The organism is Mariniluteicoccus flavus, from assembly GCF_054776655.1.
Genome location: NZ_BAAHBN010000001.1, coordinates 213,053 through 234,144, shown reverse-complemented (window position 1 = coordinate 234,144; position 21,092 = coordinate 213,053). Strand labels below are relative to the sequence as shown.

22 protein-coding genes are annotated in these 21,092 nt (G+C 71.4%); 17 read left to right on the top strand and 5 right to left on the bottom strand.

Going from position 1 to position 21,092, the window contains the following annotated elements; translation table 11 throughout:
* Positions 1–132: 132 nt before the first annotated feature.
* The 4 genes from ACYVAG_RS01130 to ACYVAG_RS01115 all read left to right on the top strand — a co-directional run bounded on the left by ACYVAG_RS01130 (position 133) and on the right by ACYVAG_RS01115 (position 3,998).
* Positions 133–363 (top strand): hypothetical protein, encoded by a 231-nt coding sequence (locus ACYVAG_RS01130; RefSeq protein WP_460765396.1) that lies wholly within the window; start codon positions 133–135, stop codon positions 361–363.
* A 173-nt stretch (positions 364–536) separates the two neighbouring features.
* Complete coding sequence (locus ACYVAG_RS01125) at positions 537–1,700, top strand: C40 family peptidase (protein ID WP_460765394.1); 1,164 nt, start codon at positions 537–539, stop codon at positions 1,698–1,700.
* Positions 1,684–2,865, top strand: coding sequence for a hypothetical protein (locus ACYVAG_RS01120; RefSeq protein WP_460765392.1), 1,182 nt, complete (start codon positions 1,684–1,686; stop codon positions 2,863–2,865). Before ACYVAG_RS01125 ends, ACYVAG_RS01120 begins: the two co-directional genes overlap by 17 nt.
* 2 nt (positions 2,866–2,867) lie before the next feature.
* Complete coding sequence (locus ACYVAG_RS01115) at positions 2,868–3,998, top strand: glycosyltransferase family 4 protein (protein WP_460765390.1); 1,131 nt, start codon at positions 2,868–2,870, stop codon at positions 3,996–3,998.
* Positions 3,999–4,291: 293 nt separating this feature from the next.
* On the opposite strand, the gene ACYVAG_RS01110 is transcribed toward ACYVAG_RS01115, so the two are convergent.
* The 4 genes from ACYVAG_RS01110 to ACYVAG_RS01095 form a co-directional block, all read right to left on the bottom strand.
* Positions 4,292–4,897, bottom strand: a complete 606-nt coding sequence (locus ACYVAG_RS01110) for an MBL fold metallo-hydrolase (protein ID WP_460765388.1) — start codon at positions 4,895–4,897, stop codon at positions 4,292–4,294.
* Positions 4,894–6,012, bottom strand: coding sequence for an S-(hydroxymethyl)mycothiol dehydrogenase (locus tag ACYVAG_RS01105; protein WP_460765386.1), 1,119 nt, complete (start codon positions 6,010–6,012; stop codon positions 4,894–4,896). Before ACYVAG_RS01105 ends, ACYVAG_RS01110 begins: the two co-directional genes overlap by 4 nt.
* A 79-nt stretch (positions 6,013–6,091) precedes the next feature.
* Positions 6,092–6,493, bottom strand: a complete 402-nt coding sequence (locus ACYVAG_RS01100; protein ID WP_460765384.1) for a hypothetical protein — start codon at positions 6,491–6,493, stop codon at positions 6,092–6,094.
* Positions 6,494–6,512: 19 nt separating this feature from the next.
* The gene (locus ACYVAG_RS01095) at positions 6,513–7,313 is read right to left on the bottom strand and encodes an alpha/beta hydrolase (RefSeq protein WP_460765382.1); all 801 of its coding nucleotides are present in this window, start codon (positions 7,311–7,313) and stop codon (positions 6,513–6,515) included.
* Between the two features lie 194 nt (positions 7,314–7,507).
* Here ACYVAG_RS01095 and ACYVAG_RS01090 point away from each other — a divergent pair, with 194 nt between their 5' ends.
* The 9 genes from ACYVAG_RS01090 (at position 7,508) to ACYVAG_RS01050 (ending at position 16,162) form a co-directional block, all read left to right on the top strand.
* A complete protein-coding gene (locus ACYVAG_RS01090; protein WP_460765380.1) occupies positions 7,508–8,272 on the top strand; it encodes a lysophospholipid acyltransferase family protein in 765 nt (254 codons plus the stop codon).
* Positions 8,269–9,153, top strand: coding sequence for a lysophospholipid acyltransferase family protein (locus ACYVAG_RS01085; protein WP_460765378.1), 885 nt, complete (start codon positions 8,269–8,271; stop codon positions 9,151–9,153). The genes ACYVAG_RS01090 and ACYVAG_RS01085 overlap by 4 nt, the downstream gene beginning before the upstream one ends.
* A complete protein-coding gene (gene macS / locus ACYVAG_RS01080) occupies positions 9,150–10,358 on the top strand; it encodes a MacS family sensor histidine kinase (protein WP_460765376.1) in 1,209 nt (402 codons plus the stop codon). The genes ACYVAG_RS01085 and macS overlap by 4 nt, the downstream gene beginning before the upstream one ends.
* Before the next feature lie 105 nt (positions 10,359–10,463).
* A complete protein-coding gene (locus ACYVAG_RS01075) occupies positions 10,464–11,099 on the top strand; it encodes a response regulator (protein ID WP_460766790.1) in 636 nt (211 codons plus the stop codon).
* A 102-nt stretch (positions 11,100–11,201) separates the two neighbouring features.
* The gene (locus tag ACYVAG_RS01070; protein ID WP_460766788.1) at positions 11,202–12,587 is read left to right on the top strand and encodes a class II 3-deoxy-7-phosphoheptulonate synthase; all 1,386 of its coding nucleotides are present in this window, start codon (positions 11,202–11,204) and stop codon (positions 12,585–12,587) included.
* A gap of 7 nt (positions 12,588–12,594) precedes the next feature.
* Complete coding sequence (locus ACYVAG_RS01065) at positions 12,595–13,641, top strand: threonine aldolase family protein (protein ID WP_460765374.1); 1,047 nt, start codon at positions 12,595–12,597, stop codon at positions 13,639–13,641.
* A gap of 102 nt (positions 13,642–13,743) precedes the next feature.
* Positions 13,744–14,538: a type IV toxin-antitoxin system AbiEi family antitoxin domain-containing protein gene (locus ACYVAG_RS01060; RefSeq protein ID WP_460765372.1), complete on the top strand. Its 795-nt coding sequence runs from the start codon at positions 13,744–13,746 to the stop codon at positions 14,536–14,538.
* Positions 14,525–15,514, top strand: coding sequence for a nucleotidyl transferase AbiEii/AbiGii toxin family protein (locus ACYVAG_RS01055; RefSeq protein ID WP_460765370.1), 990 nt, complete (start codon positions 14,525–14,527; stop codon positions 15,512–15,514). The genes ACYVAG_RS01060 and ACYVAG_RS01055 overlap by 14 nt, the downstream gene beginning before the upstream one ends.
* 9 nt (positions 15,515–15,523) lie before the next feature.
* The gene (locus ACYVAG_RS01050; protein ID WP_460765368.1) at positions 15,524–16,162 is read left to right on the top strand and encodes an MBL fold metallo-hydrolase; all 639 of its coding nucleotides are present in this window, start codon (positions 15,524–15,526) and stop codon (positions 16,160–16,162) included.
* 7 nt (positions 16,163–16,169) lie between these two features.
* On the opposite strand, the gene pknB is transcribed toward ACYVAG_RS01050, so the two are convergent.
* Positions 16,170–18,365, bottom strand: coding sequence for a Stk1 family PASTA domain-containing Ser/Thr kinase (gene pknB / locus ACYVAG_RS01045; protein ID WP_460765366.1), 2,196 nt, complete (start codon positions 18,363–18,365; stop codon positions 16,170–16,172).
* A 200-nt stretch (positions 18,366–18,565) separates the two neighbouring features.
* On the opposite strand from pknB, the gene ACYVAG_RS01040 reads away from it, so the two are divergent.
* From ACYVAG_RS01040 to ACYVAG_RS01025, 4 genes are read left to right on the top strand one after another with little or no spacing between them, the layout of a single operon-like run.
* Complete coding sequence (locus ACYVAG_RS01040) at positions 18,566–19,444, top strand: thiamine phosphate synthase (RefSeq protein WP_460765364.1); 879 nt, start codon at positions 18,566–18,568, stop codon at positions 19,442–19,444.
* A gap of 5 nt (positions 19,445–19,449) precedes the next feature.
* Positions 19,450–19,941: a guanyl-specific ribonuclease gene (locus tag ACYVAG_RS01035; RefSeq protein WP_460765362.1), complete on the top strand. Its 492-nt coding sequence runs from the start codon at positions 19,450–19,452 to the stop codon at positions 19,939–19,941.
* The gene (locus tag ACYVAG_RS01030; RefSeq protein ID WP_460765360.1) at positions 19,941–20,339 is read left to right on the top strand and encodes a barstar family protein; all 399 of its coding nucleotides are present in this window, start codon (positions 19,941–19,943) and stop codon (positions 20,337–20,339) included. The genes ACYVAG_RS01035 and ACYVAG_RS01030 overlap by 1 nt, the downstream gene beginning before the upstream one ends.
* Entirely contained in the window at positions 20,332–20,970 is a 639-nt protein-coding gene (locus tag ACYVAG_RS01025; RefSeq protein ID WP_460765358.1) for an HAD family hydrolase, read from the top strand. The genes ACYVAG_RS01030 and ACYVAG_RS01025 overlap by 8 nt, the downstream gene beginning before the upstream one ends.
* Positions 20,971–21,092 lie beyond the last annotated feature (122 nt).

Below are 21,092 nucleotides of genomic sequence, written 5' to 3'. Positions count from 1 at the left end.
AGCCAACGTGTCGGGTCGCTCGGAGAGTGTGTCTGGCTTCGACTCGGCCGCGGGCGGCCTCGCTCAGCCAACGTGTCGGTTCGCTCGGAGAGCGTTTCAGGATTGTCGGACCCCCCTGCGAGCCTCTTCGACATGGAGAATCTCACTGTTGACTGTGCCACCTGCACCGCCCGCGACATCGGCTGCGGCGACTGCGTCATCTCGGTCCTGCTCGGCTTCCCCGAGGTGGGCGCGCCCACGCGGGTCGAGCTCGACGGCGACGAGCGTGCCGCGCTCGACGCCCTCGCCTTGTCGGGACTCGTGCCCCCGCTGCGACTCGTCGAGGGGGAGGGGCGGCCCGACGCGACACGCCGGCGGGCCTGACGCCCGCCCCACCGCGGTCCGACGCGACACGCCATGGGTTGCCTGTGACACAAGCGTGACCTAGGGTCTACACGGCGGCAGCAGCCGCTCGCCGAATCCGCGCAGACCGGGCCACTTCCCCAGCCCGTCACCCCGCTGAAGGTCCGGCTGGGTGTACGAATGAAGGGAATTGCGTGTCCACACGCATGTCGAAGGGCGTCCGTTCGGGCCTGATCAGCCTGTCCGCAGCCGCAGTCATCCTCACGTCCGTCCCCGCGGCCCACGCCGACCCCGACGCCGTCGCGAAGGCCCGCGCCGAGGTCGAGTCGCTGTCGATGCAGGCGGCCGCCCACGACCAGGAGGCGCTCGGCGCCCAGCAGCAGCTCGAGGACGCCCAGGCGCGCCTGAAGAACCGCGAGGCCGATGTTGCGGCCCAGACCGGCCGCGTCGACGCCATGCGCCGCCAGGTGAGCCAGGTCGCCCTGTCGCAATATCAGCAGGGCAGCGTCAACCCCGTCACCCAGATCTTCCTGCGCTCCGACGTGGACGGCTTCATGAGCCAGTTCGCGACCATCCAGCAGGTCGGCGCGAACCAGAACAGCCTGCTCCAGGACTTCCAGTCCCAGCAGGCCAACCTCGCCGACATGAAGCGCGGCGCTGCGACCGATGTCGCCACCATCGACCAGGCCGGCAAGCAGGCCAAGCAGGCCCAGGACAACGCCCAGACGAAGCTCGCCGCGGCCCGCAAGGTGCTCGACAGGCTGTCGGCCGAGGAGCGTGCCCGCCTCGAGGCCGAGCGCCAGCGCGAGGAGCGCGAGGCCGCGGCCCAGGCCGAGCGCGCCGCGACCGCCGTCACCAACGACACCTCTCGTGCGGGAGGGCGCTCGACGCCCACCGCCGCCCCGACCTCTGCCGCGCCGAGCGCGCGCCCCTCCGCCTCGGCCACGCCGACCCGCGGCGCCACCTCGAAGGCGCCGGCCCCCGCGCCCGCTCCCGCCGCGCCCGTGCCCCCCGGATCCGGCCGCGGCGCCACCGCGATCGCCTTCGCCAAGGCCCAGCTCGGCAAGCCCTACATCTACGGCGGCGTCGGCCCCGCGGGCTATGACTGCTCCGGCCTCACGATGAAGGCGTGGGCCGCCGCCGGCGTCTCCCTCCCACGCGTCTCGGGCGCCCAGGCCAGCGCCGGCCGCCGCGTCTCCCTCGGCGACCTCCAGCCCGGCGACCTCGTGCTCTACGGCAGCCTCAGCCACGTCGGCCTCTATGTCGGCAACGGCGTCGTCATCCACGCCCCCCACACAGGCTCGAACGTGCGTTACACGACGCTGAGCGGCTTCAGCTTCGGTGTCCGCGTCGGCTGAGTCCCGCGTACGCCCCTCGGCCCCCGGCCGCATCCTCGCGATGCTGCTGGGGGTCGTCGCGTTGTTCCCGGCGTGTACGCAAACCCCTGCGCCGCCACCCCCGCCCGCGACGCAGCGGGCCAGCGCGGCCAGCGCCTCCCTCGCGGATCCCGCCGCCCTCCTGCTCCGCGACCCGGTCGATGCCACCGACCCCGGCGCCGAGCCCGTCATCGCGATGGTGCGCGCCAACCTCGCACAGTTCGAGGTCGCCGCCACCGACCTCGGCCGCACCGCGCCGCTGACCCCCGCCCGCCGCGCGATCCTCGGCCCCACCGCGACCGTCCGCGCCCTCCGCGCCGCCACCCGCGTCGAGGGCGAGGCCCGGCCCGTCGCCCACACGATCTGGGTCACGACCACCACCGACGCGCAGGGCCGACCGCGGCTCGCCGGACTCGCCGACGCGCCCACCCCGGCGACCGACCCGGTGCCCCTGTGGCTCCTCGAGCCCGTCACCGTCGCCCGCGCCCCGGGCGCGGCGGTCGTGGCCACGCGAACCCACGACCCCGCTTCCTGGCTCGACGGGCTCCAGCGCGCCGCCGTCGACCTCCGCGCCGCCGGCCTGAGTCCCGCGACCCTCGTCGCCGAGCTCCCGTCCAACACCCACCAACTCGAGCGCCTCGTCGCGACACCGGCGCTGCGCACCGTCGGCGCCGCCTGCTGGGCCTTCGGTGACGGCACCCGCATCGTCGTCAATCCCGGCCCCGGCGCCGCCACGACCGGATCGGGCCGCCAGTTCCTCCTCACCCACGAGTCGGTCCACGCCGCCACCGACTCGCCCCACCACCGCTGGCCGGCCTGGTTCGTCGAGGGGTACGCAGACCACGTCGCCGCTGCGGCCCACCCCGACGTCGCCGCGGTGCTCGACGCCCAACTCGGCGCCGCCCTGCGGGCTGGTGCCCCCGCCAGCCTCCCGACCGATGCCGAGCTCGACCCGACCCGCGCCGACGTGGCCACCGCGTACGCCCGCGCGCGCATCGGCGTACGCGTCCTCGGCGACGCAGCGACGCGCATCCAGGCCGATCTCAGCGAGGGGGCCACGTTCGACGACGCGCTGCGCAAGAATGGCTGGACGCAGGACCGGCTGGCCGCGGCGACCGCCGCGGAGCTCGGCCGGCGGAAGGGGTGAGGGTGAGCGCGACCACGTTGGTGATCACCAACGACTTCCCGCCGCGCATCGGCGGGATCGAGTCGTTCGTCCGCGTGCTCTGCGACCTGCTCGACCACGACGTCGTCGTCCTGACGCGCGAGGAGGAGGGCGGGGCCGCGTACGACGCCGGGCTGCCGTTCCCCGTCGTCCGCCTGCCCGGCACGCTCCTGCCGACCGGTCGCGTCGCGGCCGAGGCGGAGCGCCTGATCGACGCCCACGGGTGCACGCGCGTCGTGTTCGGCGCGGCGGCGCCGCTTGGCCTGCTCGCGCGACGGCTGCGTACGCGGGGCATCGTCCGCATGCTCGCCATCACCCACGGCCACGAGATCTGGTGGTCGTCGGTGCCGGGATTCCGCACGCTCATGCGGCGCATCGGGGCGTCGGTCGACCACGTCAGCTATATCTCCGACTTCACCGCCGGCCTGATCCGTCCTGCGCTCGCGCCGGCCGCGCGCCACGCGATGGTACGCCTGTCCCCGCCCGTCGACACCGCGCTGTTCCGCCCGGACGAGACGCGTCCGGCGCGGCCCACCGCCGTCGCCGCGGGCCGCATGGTCAAGCAGAAAGGCTTCGACACCTTGGTCGACGCCTGGGCCGACGTCGTACGCCGGTGGCCGGCCGACGCGCCCAGGCCGGAACTCGTGCTCGTCGGGGGCGGGCCCGAGAAGACGGCGCTGACCGCGCAGGTCGCCCGGCTGGGACTCACCGACACCGTCACGTTCGCCGGGTCGGTCGCCCACGCCGCGATGCCGGCGGTGCTGCAGGCGGCGCACGTCTTCGCGCTGCCGGTGCGTACGCGCCGCGCCGGGCTGAACCCCGAAGGCCTGGGGCTGGTGTTCCTCGAGGCCGCCGCCTGCGGTCTCGCGGTGATCGCGGGCAACTCCGGCGGCGCGTCGGAGACGCTGGTGGCGGGGGAGACCGGCCACCTCGTCGAGCCCGACGACGCGCCGGCCCTCGCCCGGCACCTGCTGGCCCTGCTCACCGACCTCGACGCGGCCGAGCGGATGGGCCGGGTCGGCCGACAGCACGCCAAGGAGCACTTCTCGGCCGACCGGGCTCGCCGCACGCTGCGTACGGTGCTGGACCTGGGCCAGAGTCCCCACGTTGCCTGAGCGAGGCCGCCGGCCCCCACGCTGCCTGAGCGAGGCCAGAGTCCCCACGTTGCCTGAGCGAGGCCGCCGGCCCCCACGTTGCCTGAGCGAGGCCGCTTGCGGCCGAGTCGAAGGTGGCTTCGACTCGCTGGCGCTCGCTCAGCCAGCGTGGGGGTGGCCGGCCAGCGTGGGGTGGCTTCGACTCGCTGGCGCTCGCTCAGCCAGCGTGGGGGTGGACGGCCAGCGTGGGTGGCTTCGACTCGCTGGCGCTCGCTCAGCCAGCGTGGGGGTGGCCGGCCAGCGTCGGGTGGCTGCTAACGCCCCAGCGCCTCCGCCTCCGCGCCGATCGTCGTCGAGTCGCCGTGGCCCGTGTGGACCACGGTCTCGTCGGGCAGCGCGAACAGCTTCGTCCGGATCGACTCGGTGATCACGTCCTCGCTCGAGAACGACCGGCCCGTCGCCCCAGGGCCTCCCGCGAACAGCGTGTCGCCGGAGAACAGCACGCCGTCGGCCGGCAGATAGAGGCACACCGCGCCCGGCGCGTGGCCCGGCGTGTGGATCACGCGGACCTCCTCGCCCGCGACCACGAGCTTCTCGCCGTCGCGGAGGTCGCGGTCCCACGCGGTGCCGGGGTGGGTGAGGTCCCACAGCGGCCGGTCGTCCGGGTGGAGCAGGATCGGCGCCTCCACCCGCTCGGCGAGCTCGTGGACCACGCGTACGTGGTCGTCGTGGGCGTGCGTGCACACGATCGCGAGCACGCGGCGGTCACCGACGACCTCCAGGATGCCCTCGACCGAGTGGGGCGCGTCGATGACGAGGCACTCCTCGTCGTCGCCGATGACCCACACGTTGTTGTCGACCTCGTGGGTCTCGCCATCGAGCGAGAAGGTGCCTGAGGTGGTGCCGTGGTCGATCCTCATGCGTTCTCCTTCGTGTTCTCGGCGTCGATCATCACGACCGAGCGCAGCACGTCGCCGGCGTGCATCTTGTCGAACGCCGCCTCGACGTCGCCGATCGCAATCTTCTCGGTCACGAACGCGTCGAGCGGCAGGCGGCCCTGCAGGTGGAGGTCGATCAACATGGGGAAGTCGCGCGAGGGCAGGCAGTCGCCATACCAGGACGACTTCACCGAGCCGCCGTGGCCGAAGACCTCCAGCAGCGGGATCTCCCACGTCATCTCCGGCGTGGGTACGCCGACCAGCACCGCCGTGCCCGCGAGGTCACGCGCGTGGAAGGCCTGGGTGAAGGTCTCGGGCCGGCCGACGGCGTCGATGACGACATCGGCGCCGAACGTGTCGGTCAGCTCGCGGATCTTCTCGACGACGTCGCCGTCCGACTTCGGGTCGATGGTGTGCGTCGCGCCGAGGCCGAGCGCCTTCTCGAGCTTGCGCGGGTCGGTGTCGACAGCGATCACCTTGGACGCGCCGGCGAGGGCGGCGCCCACGACCGACGCCATGCCGACACCGCCGCAGCCGATGACGGCGACGGAGTCGCCCCGGCGTACGCCCCCGGTGTTCAGGGCCGCGCCGATGCCGGCCATGACGCCGCAGCCGAGCAGGCCGGCGACCTCGGGGGCCGCGGCGGGGTCGACCTTGGTGCACTGGCCGGCGGCGACGAGGGTCTTCTCGATGAAGGCGCCGATGCCGAGGGCGGGGGACAGCTCGGTGCCGTCGTCGGCGAGGGTCATCTTCTGTTCGGCGTTGTGGGTGTCGAAGCAATACCAGGGCTCGCCCTTGGCGCACGCGCGGCACTGGCCGCAGACGGCGCGCCAGTTCAGCACCACGTAGTCGCCCGGCGCGACGTCGGTCACACCCTCGCCGACCGACTCGACGACACCGGCGGCCTCGTGGCCCAGCAGGAACGGGAACTCGTCGTTGATGCCGCCCTCGCGGTAGTGGAGGTCGGTGTGGCAGACGCCGCACGCCTGCACCTTCACGACGGCCTCACCGGGGCCGGGGTCGGGGACGACGATGTCGACGAGCTCGACGTCGGCGCCTTTCGAACGGGCGATGACACCCTTCACTGTCTGGGGCATGAGATCTCCTCCTGGTGGTCGGTCACCGTCCAGTCTCTCGGAACGTGCCACGAGCAGGAAGCGGGGGGTCGACCGGCCCTCACACCACCGCCCCGTCACCGTCCCCCGGGTCGCGGTCCCTCGGCAGTTTCATGAACCCGATCCCCAGCGCCGCCACGAACGCCGCGATCGCCAGATAGACCAGGATCGACGGCAGCGACACCCCCACGATGGTGAGCACCAACACCGCCACCACGTACGCCGCGCAGGCCCACCCGACCGCCGCCAGCGCCGACGGCTTCCGCGGCCCGGGTAGCGGCTCCGGCTTCCAGTCCTTCTCCGGCGGCTCGTCGGGCTCGGCGGCCTCGATCTCGTCGCCGAGGTTCAGCCAGCCCTGCTCGGGCTCCTTCAAGCGGGTCGACTCGATCTGGGCGACGATGGCGGCGAAGTCGCGGTCGAAGTCCTCCGGGCGTCGGCCCGGCTCGGGGCGGTTGTCGGTCACGTCGCGCTCCGGCGTACGCCTAGGCCCGGGCGCCCGCGTGTCGGCGGAAGAACTCGGCCGACTCGCGGAAGATGTCGTCGGCGTCGTGGTCGAGGGTGGCGACATGGTGGCTGCGGTGGAGCAGCCGCTCGCTGAGCTCGTCGGACGCCACGCCCGAGCGGATCAGGTCGGCCGACGACGCGTCCACGACGTTGTCGGTGACCGACCGGAACAGCAGGATCGGCTGGTCGACCTTCGCCAGGTCGCCGCGCACGGTCTCCCACAGCTTCATCTGCGACGCCAGGGCGCGCAGGGGCGTGCGCCGATAGCCATATTCACTGACCCCCGGCTTCGCGATGTCGTCGCTGATGCCGGCGATCGACGGCACGAACCGCGACAGAACCGGCAAGGCGAGCAGGCGCTTGTCGGTCAGCCCGATGCAGGGGTTGACCAGCGCGATCGCGCGCACGGCATCCCCGTGCTGTTCGGCCAGCCGCAGCGCCAGTGCGCCGCCCATCGACAGGCCCGCGACGAAGACGACGCTGCACTCGCGCGACAGCTCCCGCAACGCGGCATCGACGGCTGCGTACCAGTCCTCCCACTGCGTCAGGTTCATGTCCTGCCAGCGCGTGCCGTGACCCGGCAGCAGGGGCACGCGTACGCGGAAGCCGTCGGCCTCGAGGTGTTTCGCCCACGCCACCATGCTGGTCGGGGAGCCGGTGAACCCATGACACAGCAGTACGCCGGCCTCGCCGTCACCCCCGGCGTACGGGGTCGCGTGGCGGGCGACGGCCGCGTCGTGGTCGGCGTCGACGTTCTTCTTGATCGGCAGGATTCCCACGCACGCATCGTAGTCGCAGGACCGACGGCGCTCCTCGTCTCGGCCGCAGGCGGCCTCGCTCGGAGAACGTGAGGGGGTCGGCGCTCGTCGTCTCGGCCGCAGGCGGCCTCGGTCGGAGAACGTGAGGGGGTCGGCGCTCGTCGTCTTTCCAGGACCGGCGGCGGTAGGGTGTCGCCCGAGAGGCAGGGGAGACGTTGTATTACTGGCTGTTCAAGTGGCTGTTGTTCGCACCCTTCATCAAGCACGCCTGGAGGCCGTGGGTGGAGGGGCGCGAGAACGTGCCCGCGAAGGGACCGGCGGTCCTGGTCTCGAACCACCTGTCTTACTACGACACCCTGGTGCTTCCCGCGTCCATCCCGCCGAAGCTGATCTTCCCGGCGAAGGCCGAGCTGTTCAAGCAGAAGACGGTGGGCGGCAAGGTCGTGGCGTGGTTCCTCCGCCACGTCGGCATGCTCCCGATGGACCGCTCCGGCGGCCACGCCAGCGGCGCGAGCCTCGACCAAGTCTCCCAGGTGTTGGCCGACGGCAACCTGCTCGGCATCTATCCCGAGGGCACGCGCTCGCCCGATGGCCGCCTCTACAAGGGCAAGACCGGCGTCGCGCGCCTCGTCCTGCAACACCGCGTGCCGGTCGTGCCGGTCGGCACCGTCGGCACCGAGGTCGTGAAGGGCGTGTTAGGCATCCCGACGCTGCGCCGCCCCGGCATCCGCATCGGCGAGCCCCTCGACTTCTCGCAGTATTACGACCGACCCGGCGACCGCGAGGTCCTGCGCTGGGTCACCGACGAGATCATGGCCGCGATCCAGCGGCTCACCGGCCAGGAATATGTCGACGTCTACGCCACCAGCGTGAAGTCCGGCGCGCTCGACGGCCGCAACATCGAGGAGAAGGTCCAGGAGCGTCCGGGCCTCGGCCTGCGCGTCCCGCCGACCACGGCCGAGCTGGAGGAGCGACCATGACCGAGCCCGAACAGACCCCCGAGCCCGAACAGCCCGAACAGACCCCCAACGCCGACGACCAGACCGGTACGCCGGGGCTGGCGTTCATCGACCCCGACACCGGCCGCGTGGGGGAGGGCGGGGGCCGCTCATTGTATTGGCTGTTCAAGAACATCCTCATCGGCCCCGGCATGAAGCGCGTCTTCCGGCCCATCGTCGAGGGCGCCGAGAACGTGCCGGTCCACGGCCCCGCGATCATCGCCGCCAACCACCTCTCGGTCGCCGACTGGCTGTTCACGCCGCTCGCGCTGCGCCGCCGCATCACCTACGTCGCGAAGAGCGACTATTTCACCGGCACCGGCATCAAGGGGTTCGTCCAGCGCCGCTTCTTCGCGGGCACGGGCCAGGTCCCCATCGACCGCGCGGGCGGCAAGGCGTCCGAGGGCGCGCTCAAGGCCGGCCTGCGCGTGCTCCGCCGCGGCGAGCTGTTCGGCATCTTCCCCGAGGGCACCCGCTCCCACGACGGCCGGCTCTACAAGGGCCGCACGGGTGTGGCCCGCCTCGCGCTCGAGGCCCGCGTCCCCGTCATCCCCACCGCCGTCATCAACACCGACATCATCGCGCCGGCCAACAAGCACTTCGGCCGCGTCGTCACGCCCATCGTGAAGTTCGGCGAGCCGCTCGACTTCTCGCGCTATGAGGGCATGGCCGACGACCGCTTCATCCTGCGCTCGATCACCGACGAGATCATGTATGCGGTCATGGAGCTGTCGGGCCAGGAATACGTCGACGAGTACGCGACGGTGGCCCGCGAGAAGGCCAAGGACGCCGAGAAGGCCAAGGACGCCGAGAAGGCCAAGGACGCCGACAAGTCCAAGGAATCGAAGGACGCCACGGAGTGACCCTTCCGGTCCCTCCCCAGGCCTCCCGCGGCCTTCGCCAGATGCTGCCGCAGCGCCTCGGCCAGCCCGACCCGCGCGCGTACGCCGGGCCCGATCCCATCGAGCCGTTCTTCCGCGTGCTCGGCCACCTGCGCTGGCTGGCGCTGGGCCTCACGATCACGATGGACGTCTCGCGCCTCCACCGGGCGCTCCACCCGCCGCTGGTGATCGCGGTCTGCGTCGCCATGACCGTCACGACGGTCGTGCTGACCGTGGTCTCCGCCCGCAAGCCCCATCGCCGCCGCTGGCTGGCATGGGCCGAGGTCGCCATCGGGTTCGCGCTGGCGTTCACGACCCTCGTCGCCATGCCCCCGGACCTGCGCGTCCCCCCGATCACCGCGTTCTGGCTCGCCGCCGGCGGCCTCGCGGTCGTGCTCGCCTGCGGCTGGGTCCAGGGCATGATCGCGGCCACGCTGCTCAGCGTCGCCCTGCTGGTCGTCGCCCCGACCCCCGCCGTCGACCGCTGGGGGCTCGCCCTCGTGCTCATCGCGGCCGCCGGAGGACTCGGCTGGACCATCGACGTGATCCGCGCCTCGATCCTCGAGCGCATGCAGGTGCAGGCCACCAACGCCGCCCTCGCCGAGCGCCAGCGCCTGGCCCGCATCGTCCACGACGGCGTCCTCCAGGTGCTCGCCATGGTCGAGCGCGAGGGACGCCACCTCGGCCCGCGCGGGGCGATGCTCGCCCGCAGCGCCCACCAGCAGGAGGTCGCCCTGCGCGCGCTCATCCAGGAGACCGACATCGACCCGAACTCGCGCGACCCGCGCGATGTCACCCACCGCAACTTCGCGGTGCTGCTCGACCGCCACGCCTCCCACAACGTCTCGGTGGCCACGCCGGTCGAGCCCCTGCTGATGGAGTCGGCCCGCGCCACCGAGCTCGACGCGGCGGTGGCGGAGGCCCTGAACAACGTGGCGAAGCACGCCGGCCCGCAGGCGAAGGCCTGGGTGTTCCTCGAGATCGACGGCAACGAGGCGACGGTCTCTGTGCGCGACAACGGCGTCGGGGGCGACCCGAATCAGTTCGCGCTGGCCATGCAGAGTGGCCGCATGGGCATGAAACACTCCATCTACGGTCGCATCCACGAGCTCGGCGGCACCGCGACACTGCGGGCCGCGCCGGGCCGGGGCGTCGAGTGGGAGTTCCGCGTACCGATCGAGTTGTGACTCGACCGGGCGTACAGGCACGACATCGGGAGGAACACGGCAGTGGCGTCATATGGCAACGGGGCGTACAGCAATGGCAACGGCACGACCCGCGCTCGTCGTGTGATGCTGGTCGACGACCACCCCATGTGGATCGAGGCCATGAGCGGTGACCTCGAGGACGACGGCTTCGAGATCGTCGCCACCGCCCGCAACGGCGAGGAATGCCTGACCCGCGCCCGCGCCACGCGTCCCGAGGTCGTGATCATGGACCTCCAGATCCCCGAGCCCGACGGCGCGACCTGCACCGAGATCCTCCTCTCGGAGTTCCCCGACCTCCTCGTGCTTGTCGTGTCGGCCTCCGGCGAGCGCGGCGATGTCCTGCGCGCGGTCAAGGCCGGCGCCCGCGGCTACCTGCTGAAGTCGGCGTCGCCGGAGGAGATGATCGAGGGCGTACGCCAGACCGCCGAGGGCGAGGCGGTCTTCACCCCGAGCCTCGCGGGGCTGGTGCTGGGCGAGTTCCGCCGCATGGTCTCCAACGCCGAGGCCCACAACGACACCGGCCCGTCGCTGACCGGGCGCGAGGTCGAGGTGCTGCGCTACGTGGCGAAGGGGCTGGCCTACCGCGAGATCGCCGACCAGCTCTATGTCTCCCACCGCACGGTGCAGAACCATGTTCAGAACGTGCTGCGCAAGCTCAAGCTCCACAATCGCGTCGAGCTCGCGCTCTATGCGGTCGAGCAGGGCTACCACGAGGGCTGAGAGGCTCTGGCGAGTCCGCCCGGTGGGAGCGGCTGGGGTGATGGGGCGCGTACGCCTATCCTTGCCGTCGTGTCCGACACCACCTGGAACGAGCTCCCCACCCTGGGCTCCCTGCCCTCGCTGAGCGCGCTGCACGCGCTCAACCCGGTGCAGCAGCCGACCTATCCCGACCCCGTCGCGGTCTCCGACGTCGTGGACGGGCTGCGCTCCCGCCCGCCGCTGGTGTATGCGGGGGAGTGCGACGACCTGCGCGAGAAGCTCGCGGCGGTGTCGCGCGGTGAGGGCTTCCTGCTCCAGGGTGGCGACTGCGCCGAGACGTTCGCCGGCGTGACGGCCCAGAACGTGAAGAACAAGCTGCGGGTCATGCTCGCGATGGCCGTCGTCATGACGTACGCGGCCCAGGTCCCCGTCGTGAAGCTCGGCCGCATCGCCGGCCAGTATGCCAAGCCGCGCTCGAAGGACACCGAGACCCGCGACGGCGTGACCCTGCCGGCGTTCCGCGGCGACGCCGTGAACGGCTTCGACTTCACCCCGGAGTCCCGCATCCCCGACCCGCAGCGCCTGCTGTCGGTCTACAACGCCTCGGCCGCGACGCTGAACCTGACCCGCGCGTTCGCGGGCGGCGGCTTCGCCGACCTGCGCTCGGTCCATTCGTGGAACGCGAACTTCGTGCGCGACTCGGCGGTCGACGAGCGCTTCGAGACCGTGGCGGGCGAGATCGAGCGCGCGCTCGCGTTCATGGTCGCCTGTGGCATCGACGACGAGTCGATCCGCACCGTCGACTTCTATTCCTCCCACGAGGCGCTGCTGCTCGAATACGAGCACGCGCTGACGCGCATCGACTCGCGCTCGCAGCAGCCCTACAACACCTCGGGCCACTTCATCTGGATCGGCGAGCGTACGCGTCAGCTCGACGGCGCCCACGTCGAGCTGCTGCGCCACGTGCGCAACCCGCTCGGCATCAAGCTCGGCCCCACCACCACCGGCGCCGACGCGCTGGCGCTGGCCGACCGGCTCGACCCCGAGCGCCAGCCGGGCCGCATCACCTTCATCACCCGCATGGGCGCCGGCAAGGTCCGCGAGATCCTGCCGCAGGTCATCGAGACCGTCGAGGCCTCGGGCCGCGAGGTCGTGTGGGTGTGCGACCCGATGCACGGCAACACGTTCGAGGCCGCCAACGGCTACAAGACCCGCGCGTTCTCGCAGGTCGCCGAGGAGGTCAACGGCTGGTTCGACGTCCACGACCAGCTCGGCACCTGGCCGGGCGGCCTCCACGTCGAGCTCACCGGCGACGACGTCACCGAGTGCGTCGGCGGCGTCGGCGAGCTGGCCGAGGCCGACCTCGGCACGCGCTATGAGACCGCCTGCGACCCGCGCCTGAACCGCAACCAGTCGCTCGAACTCGCGTTCCTCGTCGCCGAGCGACTCACCAGCGGGCGCATCAACCGCCACAACCCCATCCAGCAGTTCACCCCGCTGGACTTCTGAGGCGCCCGTGACCTCGAACGAGTACGCGGACGTCGACCTCCGCTCGGACACCCTGACCAGGCCGACCCCGGCGATGCTCGAGGCGATGGCCGCGGCGCCCGTCGGCGACGACGTGTACGCCGAGGACCCGACGATCGCCGCCCTCGAGCGCCGCACGGCCGAGCTGCTCGGCCACGAGGCGGGGCTCTATTGCGTGACGGGGTCGATGACGAACCTGCTCGGCGTACGCGCGCTCGTGGCGCCGGGCCAGGAGGTCCTCTGCGACCGCGACGCCCACATCGCGCGTGCGGAGATGGGCGCCCATGGCGCGCTGCACGGCGTGACGATGCGTACGTGGCCGTCGCGCCGCGGCATCGCCGAGGTCGACGACATCGCGTCGATGCTCGCGCCCGACGCCGGGCCCTATCTGGTGTCGACCGCTGCGGTCGCGCTGGAGAACACCCACAACTTCGGCGGCGGCACGATCCAGCCACTCGACCACCTGCAGGCGGTGCACGACCTGTGCCGCGACGCCGGCGTACGCCTCCACCTGGACGGCGCGCGGCTGTGGAACGCCCACGTCGCTACGGGGGTGCCGCTGGCGGTGTATGGCGGCCTGTTCGACACCGTCAGCGTGTGCTTCTCGAAGGGCCTCGGGGCGCCCGTGGGGTCGGTGCTCGTGGGCTCGGCCGAGGCGATCGCCGGCGCGCGGGTCCAGCGCAAGCGGCTGGGCGGCGGCTGGCGGCAGGCCGGTGGGCTCGCGGCGGCCTGCCTGTTCGCGCTCGACCACCACGTCGAGCGGCTCGCCGACGACCACGCGGCGGCGCGTGTGTTCGCCGAGGCCGTGGCGGCGAAGGCACCCGGCGCGATCGACCCGGCGACGGTCGAGACCAACATCGTGGTGCTCGACACCGGCGAGCGCCGCGGCAGCGACGTGGCGATGGCGGCCGCGGAGGCCGGCGTACTGATCTCGGGGTTGGGGCCGCGCATGGTGCGCGCGGTGACGCATCTGGGCGTCGACGCGGAGGCGTGCCGCCGGGCGGGGGCGATCGTGGGGGACCTGCTGGCGCAGTGAGCGCCATGGCGGTTTCTGCAAGTGACATCACTTCTATAGACAGTTGCAGTTGCAGGTGTATAGTCAGTGCTGCGAATGTCTCTTTCAGAGGGGATGGTTCGGATGAGCGGACTCGCCATCGTCCGAGAGTTGGCAGCGGGGCAGTGGGGGATGGTGACCGCCCAGCAGGCGGCGGCCGTGGGCGTGAGTCGGCAGAGTTTGTTCCGTTGGGTCACACAGGGGGCTCTTGGCCTGGCGGGTCATGGTCTTTACAGGGTGTCCGATGCCCCCGAGACGGCTCATGAAGAACTCAAAGCTGCATGGCTCCATCTCGACCGAGGCCGTCTGGCGTGGGACCGCATCGACGGCGAGCAGGTGGAGGTCGTCTCACACGAAGCCGCCGCGGTCGTCCATGACCTCGGCACTGTCTCTGCCGACCAGGCCGTGTTCACCACCGCTCGGCGCCGCCAGTCTCGCGACCCTCGCGTCCGGTTCCATCGTGGAGAAGTCCCCGAGCGGGACCAGATGCTCGTTGACGGACTCCCCGTAACCACGCCGGCCCGCACCCTCATCGACCTCGTCGGTCGGGGCAAGGGCTGGGACGAGACCCATCTGGCCGAGGTCGCCCGCGATGTCGTCGTCGAGCACCGCGTCCGCCCCGCCGCGATCGCCGTCAGGCTTGACCCCGTCGCTGATCGGTTCGGCGCCTCCTCCGGCCAGGAACTCCTCGAGCGCTGGCTCCAGGACTCCGGTGCGAATGACGAGCTGATTGGGCTCCTGCCTGCCCCCGCGTTGCGCTCGGCGGTGGAGTCCGCGCTGGCCGATCTCACCCTGGCGCACGCTGTCCCCCAGCTGAACCGGGTCCCGCAGGGCCGGCACCATGAGGAGACAGGTGGTGGGGACGGTGGCGAAGCCTGAGCGGTACGTGACGGGGAAGGGCTTCTACGATGCGGTCAAGGACCACGCCAACAACATCAGCCAACGCACCGGGCGGAGCGCTGCCAACGTGCGGACAGAGTTCTTCCTGAAGGAGGTCCTTGCACTCCTCGCCGCCGCCGACGACGGCTGGGTCCTCAAGGGCGGCATGAGCCTGCGCTGCCGCCTTCCCGAGACCCGGACCACCGAAGACGTCGACCTCCACCTGACACACCGGACCCTCGAAGCCACCATCGACCGATTTCGCGAAGCCGTGCACCGCAAGAAGCGCGGCGAGCACCTGTCGTTCAGGGTCGACGACCGCGTCGAACGCAAGGGGTCACGCTCGGCCCGCATGAAGGTCCACGTCGAGGTTCGCGGCGTGCGTGTGCAGGAGCGGGTCGTCGTCGACCTGGCCGCTCCTGTCCAGATCACCGGTCGTACCGAGCAGATACAGCTGGCGTCACCCATTCAGGTTGCTGGTCACCCCGAGTTGCCGGCCTTCGCCCTGTACCCGCTGGCCGACCAGATAGCCGACAAGCTCTGCGCGATGTACGAGTGGCACGGGCGAGGCGGACGTACCGCAACCACCCGCTACCACGACCTGTGGGACCTCGGCGCCATCGTGCTGAATTTTCCCTTGGAGGCCGCTGCGCTCGCCGGGGCGATAGCCACCGAGACCAGCACCCGCGGACTCGACCTGCCTCACCCTCTGAGACTCCCCGAGCCCGACTCCTGCGGCCACGTACGCCAATATCTGCGCCGGCTATCCGCCACTGGACGACCGACTCCTCGACGCCCACCAGACACTGAAGATCGTCGCCCGTTGTGTGGAGCCCGTCGTAGCGGGCGGTCAGGACGGAATCTGGGAACCGAGCATCGGGGATTGGGTGTCGGACTCGCGGGCAGACGATCCGAACACAGAGAGGATGGATGCGACACCGGGGGACCTGCTCGCCTGACGCTCAGCCTGTTCTAGCGTGGACCCATGGAGATCACGCACCTGGGCCACGCTTCCGTCCTCGTCGAACTCGCCGGGAAGCGCATCCTCATCGATCCCGGCAACTTCTCCGATCGCTGGCACGGGCTGACCGACCTGGACGCCGTCGTCGTCACCCACCTGCACCCCGACCACGTCGATCCCGAGCATGTTCCGGCGCTTCTTGCCGCGAACCCGGACGCGCAAGTGTTCGTGGAGCCGGGCGTACCCAAGACCCTGGAGATCGCCGGCGCCACGCCGATCGGGCCCGATGCGACCCACCGGCTCGGCGAGGTCACCCTGTCGACCGTCGGCGGCCGGCACGCGGTGATCCATCGCGACATCCCGATGATCGGCAACGTCGGCGTCATCCTCGAGGCCGAGGGCGAGCCCCGCTTCTTCCACCCCGGCGACTCGCTCGCGACGTGCCCGCGGGGCATCGACGTGCTGGCGCTGCCGGCCATGGGTCCCTGGGCCGCGATGAAGGAGCATGTCGACTTCTGCCGCGAGGTGGGGGCGCCGAAGGCGTTCCCGGTCCACGACGGGCTGATCAACGAGCGCGGCTTCGGGTTGGTGGTGGGCCGCATGAACGAGCTCACCGACACCGAGGTCGTCGACTTCCGGGAGAAGGGCGCGCAGACGATATGAGCGGCGCTCAGACCAGGAACAGCGTGATCGTCGACCCCTCGGGGGCCTTCGACCCGGCGGCGACCTCCGAATAGGCCACGTAGCCGAGCCCGAGATAGGTGCCCGACTGCTTCGTCGCGACCTGGAAGCCGGCCTTCTTTAGCGCGTCGGTGGCCTCGGCCACGCCCATCGCGCGGGTCTGCGGCACTGCGACCATGACCGGGCCGAGCGAGCGGACCAGCGTGATGGTGTCGCCCTTCTTGGCCTGGCCCTTGTCGGGGGTCTGGGAGATGACGCGCCCGACCGGCACCTGCTTGTGGTTCTCGGTCTTCACGTCGACCTTGAGGCCCAACTTCTCGAGCGCGGCCTTCGCCTCGTCGGCCGACTTGCCGGTGAACGTCGGCACGTCGATCGGGCGGGGACCCTTCGAGACCACGAGGTCAACGCGGTCGTCGCGCTTCAGCTTGGTGCCGGGTTCCACCGACGACCGCAGCACGACGCCCGGCGCCGCCGCGTCGTCGTAGTCCTCGGTCTGGGAGCCCACGGCGAGCTTGTTCTCATCCAGCACGCGGCGCGCGTCATCGACCTTCAGGCCCACGACCTTCGGCATGTCGAACCGCTCCGGGCCCTTCGACACCACGACGGTCATCGATCCGTTGCGGGGGATGTCGGTGCCGGGCGCGGGGTCGCTCGAGATGACCGACCCGGCGGGCACGGTCTCGGAGAAGGACTCGACCCAGGCGACGCCCATCTTCTGGTCGGTCGCCACCTGCGCGGCCACGGCGCGCGGGCGGCCGACCACGTCGGGCGCGGCGACGTACTGGCCCGCGGTGAACCACCAGCCCGCCCCCGCCAGCGAGCCCAGCACGAGCAGGGTCGCCAGCACGACGACGGCGATACGGCCGCGGTGGGGCCTTCGTACGCCCGTCGCGCTCGAGCCGTGGCGCTTCGGCTTCTTCGGCCTGGCCGGCCGCGCCGGCACCGGGATCGCGGAGACGGTCTCGCGTTCGCCGGAGGGGAAGGTCTCGTACGCGTCCATCATCGACGGGCTCATCGGCGTCGCGCTCTGGGCCGAACCGGAGTGGAGCCGGCGTACACGGGTCATCGACGAGGCGGAGACGCCGGACATTCCGGACACCCCCGAGCGGGCCGAGCGCGCCGACCCCTGGACCGACTGGTTCTGGGGCGACGCGGCGATGCGGCGGCTGACGTGGAGCGCGTCGTGGGCCGGGTCGGACGAGACCGAGGGGGACAGCGGCGTGTGCCAGTCCATGGGCTCGGTCTGCTCGAGGTCGGCGAAGCCGCGGCTGAACTCGATCGTGAGGGCGGGGTCGTTCATGATGCCGGCGTCGAGCGCGGTCAGGGCCTTGCGGACCATCTGCTGCATCGCCCGCGCGTTCGCGGGGCGGCGCAGTGGGTCGCGCTGGGTCGCGGCGCGCACGAGGGCGTCGACATAGGGCGGGACGCCGTCGCGGGACGTCCGCCACGACGTCGTGAGCCGCGTCGACGGGGCCGGGATCTCGTTGTGGACGTGCGCGTACGCGACCTGGATCGGCGTCTCGCCGGTGTGGGGCTTGGAGCCGGTCAACATCTCGAACAGCACGACGCCAGCCGAATAGACGTCGGAGCGCGCGTCGGCGCGGCCGGTCGTGACGAGTTCGGGAGGGAGATAGGAGACCGTGCCGATCAGCATGCCCTGCGTCGCCGTCGCCGTCTGGGCCGTGATCGCGCGGGCGAGGCCGAAGTCGGCGACCTTCAGCTGGCCGCGGTCGGAGATCAGGATGTTCTCGGGCTTCACGTCGCGGTGGACGAGTCCGGAGTCGTGCGCGGCAGCGAGGGCCGACAGCACGTGGTCGATCATTTCGAGGCACGCGACCGGTGTCAGGGGTGCGTCGCGCGAGATCACGTTGCGCATCGTGCAGCCCGACACGAACTCCATGACGATGTAGGGCCGGTCGAGGTCGTGGCCCTGGTCGAACACCGAGACGACGTTGGGGTGGGACAGCTTGGCGGCGGCTCGGGCCTCGCGGTCGAACTTGGCCGCGAAGTCCTGGTCGTCGCCGAGGCCCTGGTGCATGACCTTGACCGCCACCTGGCGGGTCAGTCGGGTGTCGGTCGCCTCATAGACGGTCGCCATGCCGCCGCGCGCGAGTTTGCGTACGACCTCATAGCGACCGTCGAGCACGGTGCCGACCAAAGGGTCGCGGGTGCTGGTCGTGGTCACGTTCGGCGCTCCAAAACACGGGTTGGGGAAGATGGACTCGTGTCAAGCCTTGGGCGCGAGTCTAGGAGCCCCGATCCAGAATCCGGCCGCGCCGGGCCGGGGTGTCGGCAGTCCGGTGAGGAAAATGTCGGGCGGGTGTGCTAGAAGCGGCGTACGCGTCCCCTGCCCGATCGTCGGACTCCTCCACTACGCTGAGCGACGTGACTGCACTCATGGGACTCGACGTGCGCCTCAAGATGGCGCGGCTCTACCTCACCACCGACACCCGCGGGTCGCTGGACGCGTTCGCTGAGTTCGTCGAGGCCGTGTTCTCGGGGGGCGTCGACGTCGTCCAGTTGCGCCAGCCGGGGCTGTCGGTCGACGACGAGGTCGAGGCGCTCGACCTCGCCCGCACGATCTCCTATCACTATCAGGGCCTCGTCGTCGTGAGCGACCGGCCGGAGGTGGCGAAGCAGTTCGCCGCGGACGTGCTCCACCTGGGTGGCGACATGGAGGGGCGTACCGCCCGCGCGTCGCTCCACCAGTGGGGGCTGATCGGCCGGGCGGCGCAGGACGAGTCGCTGGTGAAGACGGCGCTGGCCGATCCCGAGGTCAACTTCGTGACCGTGGGCCCGGTGTTCGGGCCGGGGTCCGCCGGGCTGGGGCTGGTCGAGGCGACCGCCGCGCTGCAGGCGCCGTCCGAGCCGGCGTCGAAGCCGTGGTTCGCCGCGGGCGGCATCGATCGCGCGAACCTCGACGACGTCATCGCCGCCGGCGCGCGCCGCGCGGTGGTGGGCCGTGCCATCACGGCGGCCAAGGACCCCCAGGCGGCGGCGCGCGAGCTGAGCGACCGCCTGCGCCAGTCGTGGGACGACGACAAAGCCATGGACGCGTACGCGTGGTCGATCGTGAAGTCCGGCAACGCGAGCTTCCAGACCAACCCGGACGGCTCGATCACGCCCGACGGGACGACCAACGCGCCGGCGGCGATGCCGACGGGCGAGCAGGACGCGGTCGACCCGACGCCGGGATTCGGCTCGTCGCGCCACGAGTCGCGGGGCGACCGTAACAATGACCGCGGCTATGGCCGCGACCGCTGACCCGGGTGAAGAACAAGAAGTACGCGGCGCTCCTCGCGCTGGCGCTCGTCGCGGCGCTGATCGGGGTGGGGTGGTGGCTGAACCGGGGGACAGACGCAGGTCAGGGCTCGAGCGCGACCACGAGCCGGGCCACGTCTTCGAAGGGCGCGACGAGAGCTCCCACGCGGCAGAGCGCGCCCCCGGCGACGAGGGGCGGCGCGACCGATCCCGAGTCGGGGCTGCCGTGGATCGAACCGGCGGCGTTGCCGAAGGAGGCCCAGGACGTTCTGGCGCGCATCGACCGCGGCGGCCCCTATCAGTATGAGAAGGACGGTTCGACGTTCGGCAACCTCGAGGGCCGGCTGCCGAAGAAGGCGCGGGGGTTCTACAAGGAATACACCGTGCGTACGCCGGGGGAGTCCGACCGCGGCGCCCGCCGCATCGTCACCGGCGACAACGACAAGGTCTTCTATTGGACCGCGGACCACTATGCGAGCTTCTCGCGCGTGAGGCGATGATGGTCGGGCGTTCTGATCATGAGGCCGGCGAGGGCCTGTTCGACCTCGAACCGGGGGTCTATCGGGTGACGGCCGACCCCGGAGGCTCCCTCGTCGCGGCCTTGGAGGACGCGGGGTGGCGTACGGGGGTGGTCGAGGGGGCTGGCACCAAGCCGGAGGTGTTGGCGGCGATCGGGCGCGCGCTGTCCTTCCCTGACTACTACGGCCGCAACCTCGACGCGCTGTGGGACTGCCTCACCGACCTGGCCGAGCCCACCGCGCTGGTCTGGCGCGACTGGTCCGTGCTCGCGCTGGAACATCCCGCCGACTTCGCGGCGATCCGCGAGGTCCTTGCCGACCGCACCCGCGAGGAGCCGGTCTTCGCCCTCGTGCTCGACCAGGAGGATGACGATGAGTGACGTACGCCTGCGCGCGGTCGTGCTGGACATGGACGGCACGCTGATCGACTCGGAGCCGCTGTGCGCCGAGACGTGGACGGCGATGCTGGCCGACCACGGCTATGCGACGACGCCCGACGACCTCGCCTGGACCGTCGGGAAGACGTTCGCGCAGGGGCGCGACCACTACGCGGAGCGGCTGGCTGAATCGGGCCGTACGCTGCCCGACGCGATGGCGCTGCACGACGACTACTGGGCGCGGCTCCGGGGCGTGTTCGCCGAGCGGCTGCGGGCGTTCCCCGACGCGGTGGCGCTGGTGGAGGCGCTGCGGGAGCGGCACGTGCCGATGGCGATCGCGTCGAACTCGGTGCGCGAGCGGGTGTCGGAGTCGCTGAGCGTGGTGGGCCATGAGCTGGCGTCGATCCCGTCGGTGGCGGGCGACGAGGTGACGCGGCCCAAGCCGGCCCCCGACCTGGTGGTGGCGGCGTCGGGCCGGCTGGGCGTGCAGGCGTACGAGTGCGTGGTCGTGGAGGACTCCGACTCGGGCGAGGAGGCGGCGCGTACGGCGGGGGCGACGGTGGTGCGGGTCGACCGCGTGCGGGCCGAGGGCGGCGACCTCGTGGCCGAGGTGCTGGGGCTGTTGAGCCTCTGAGCCGTCTCCCCGGCCCCGTATTAGCGACCGTTACACACACTCAGCACGCCGTGCACGGCGTGCTGAGTGTGATCACGGGTCGCTAATTCGTGCGTACGCGGCGACCCGCAGGGGATCACCCC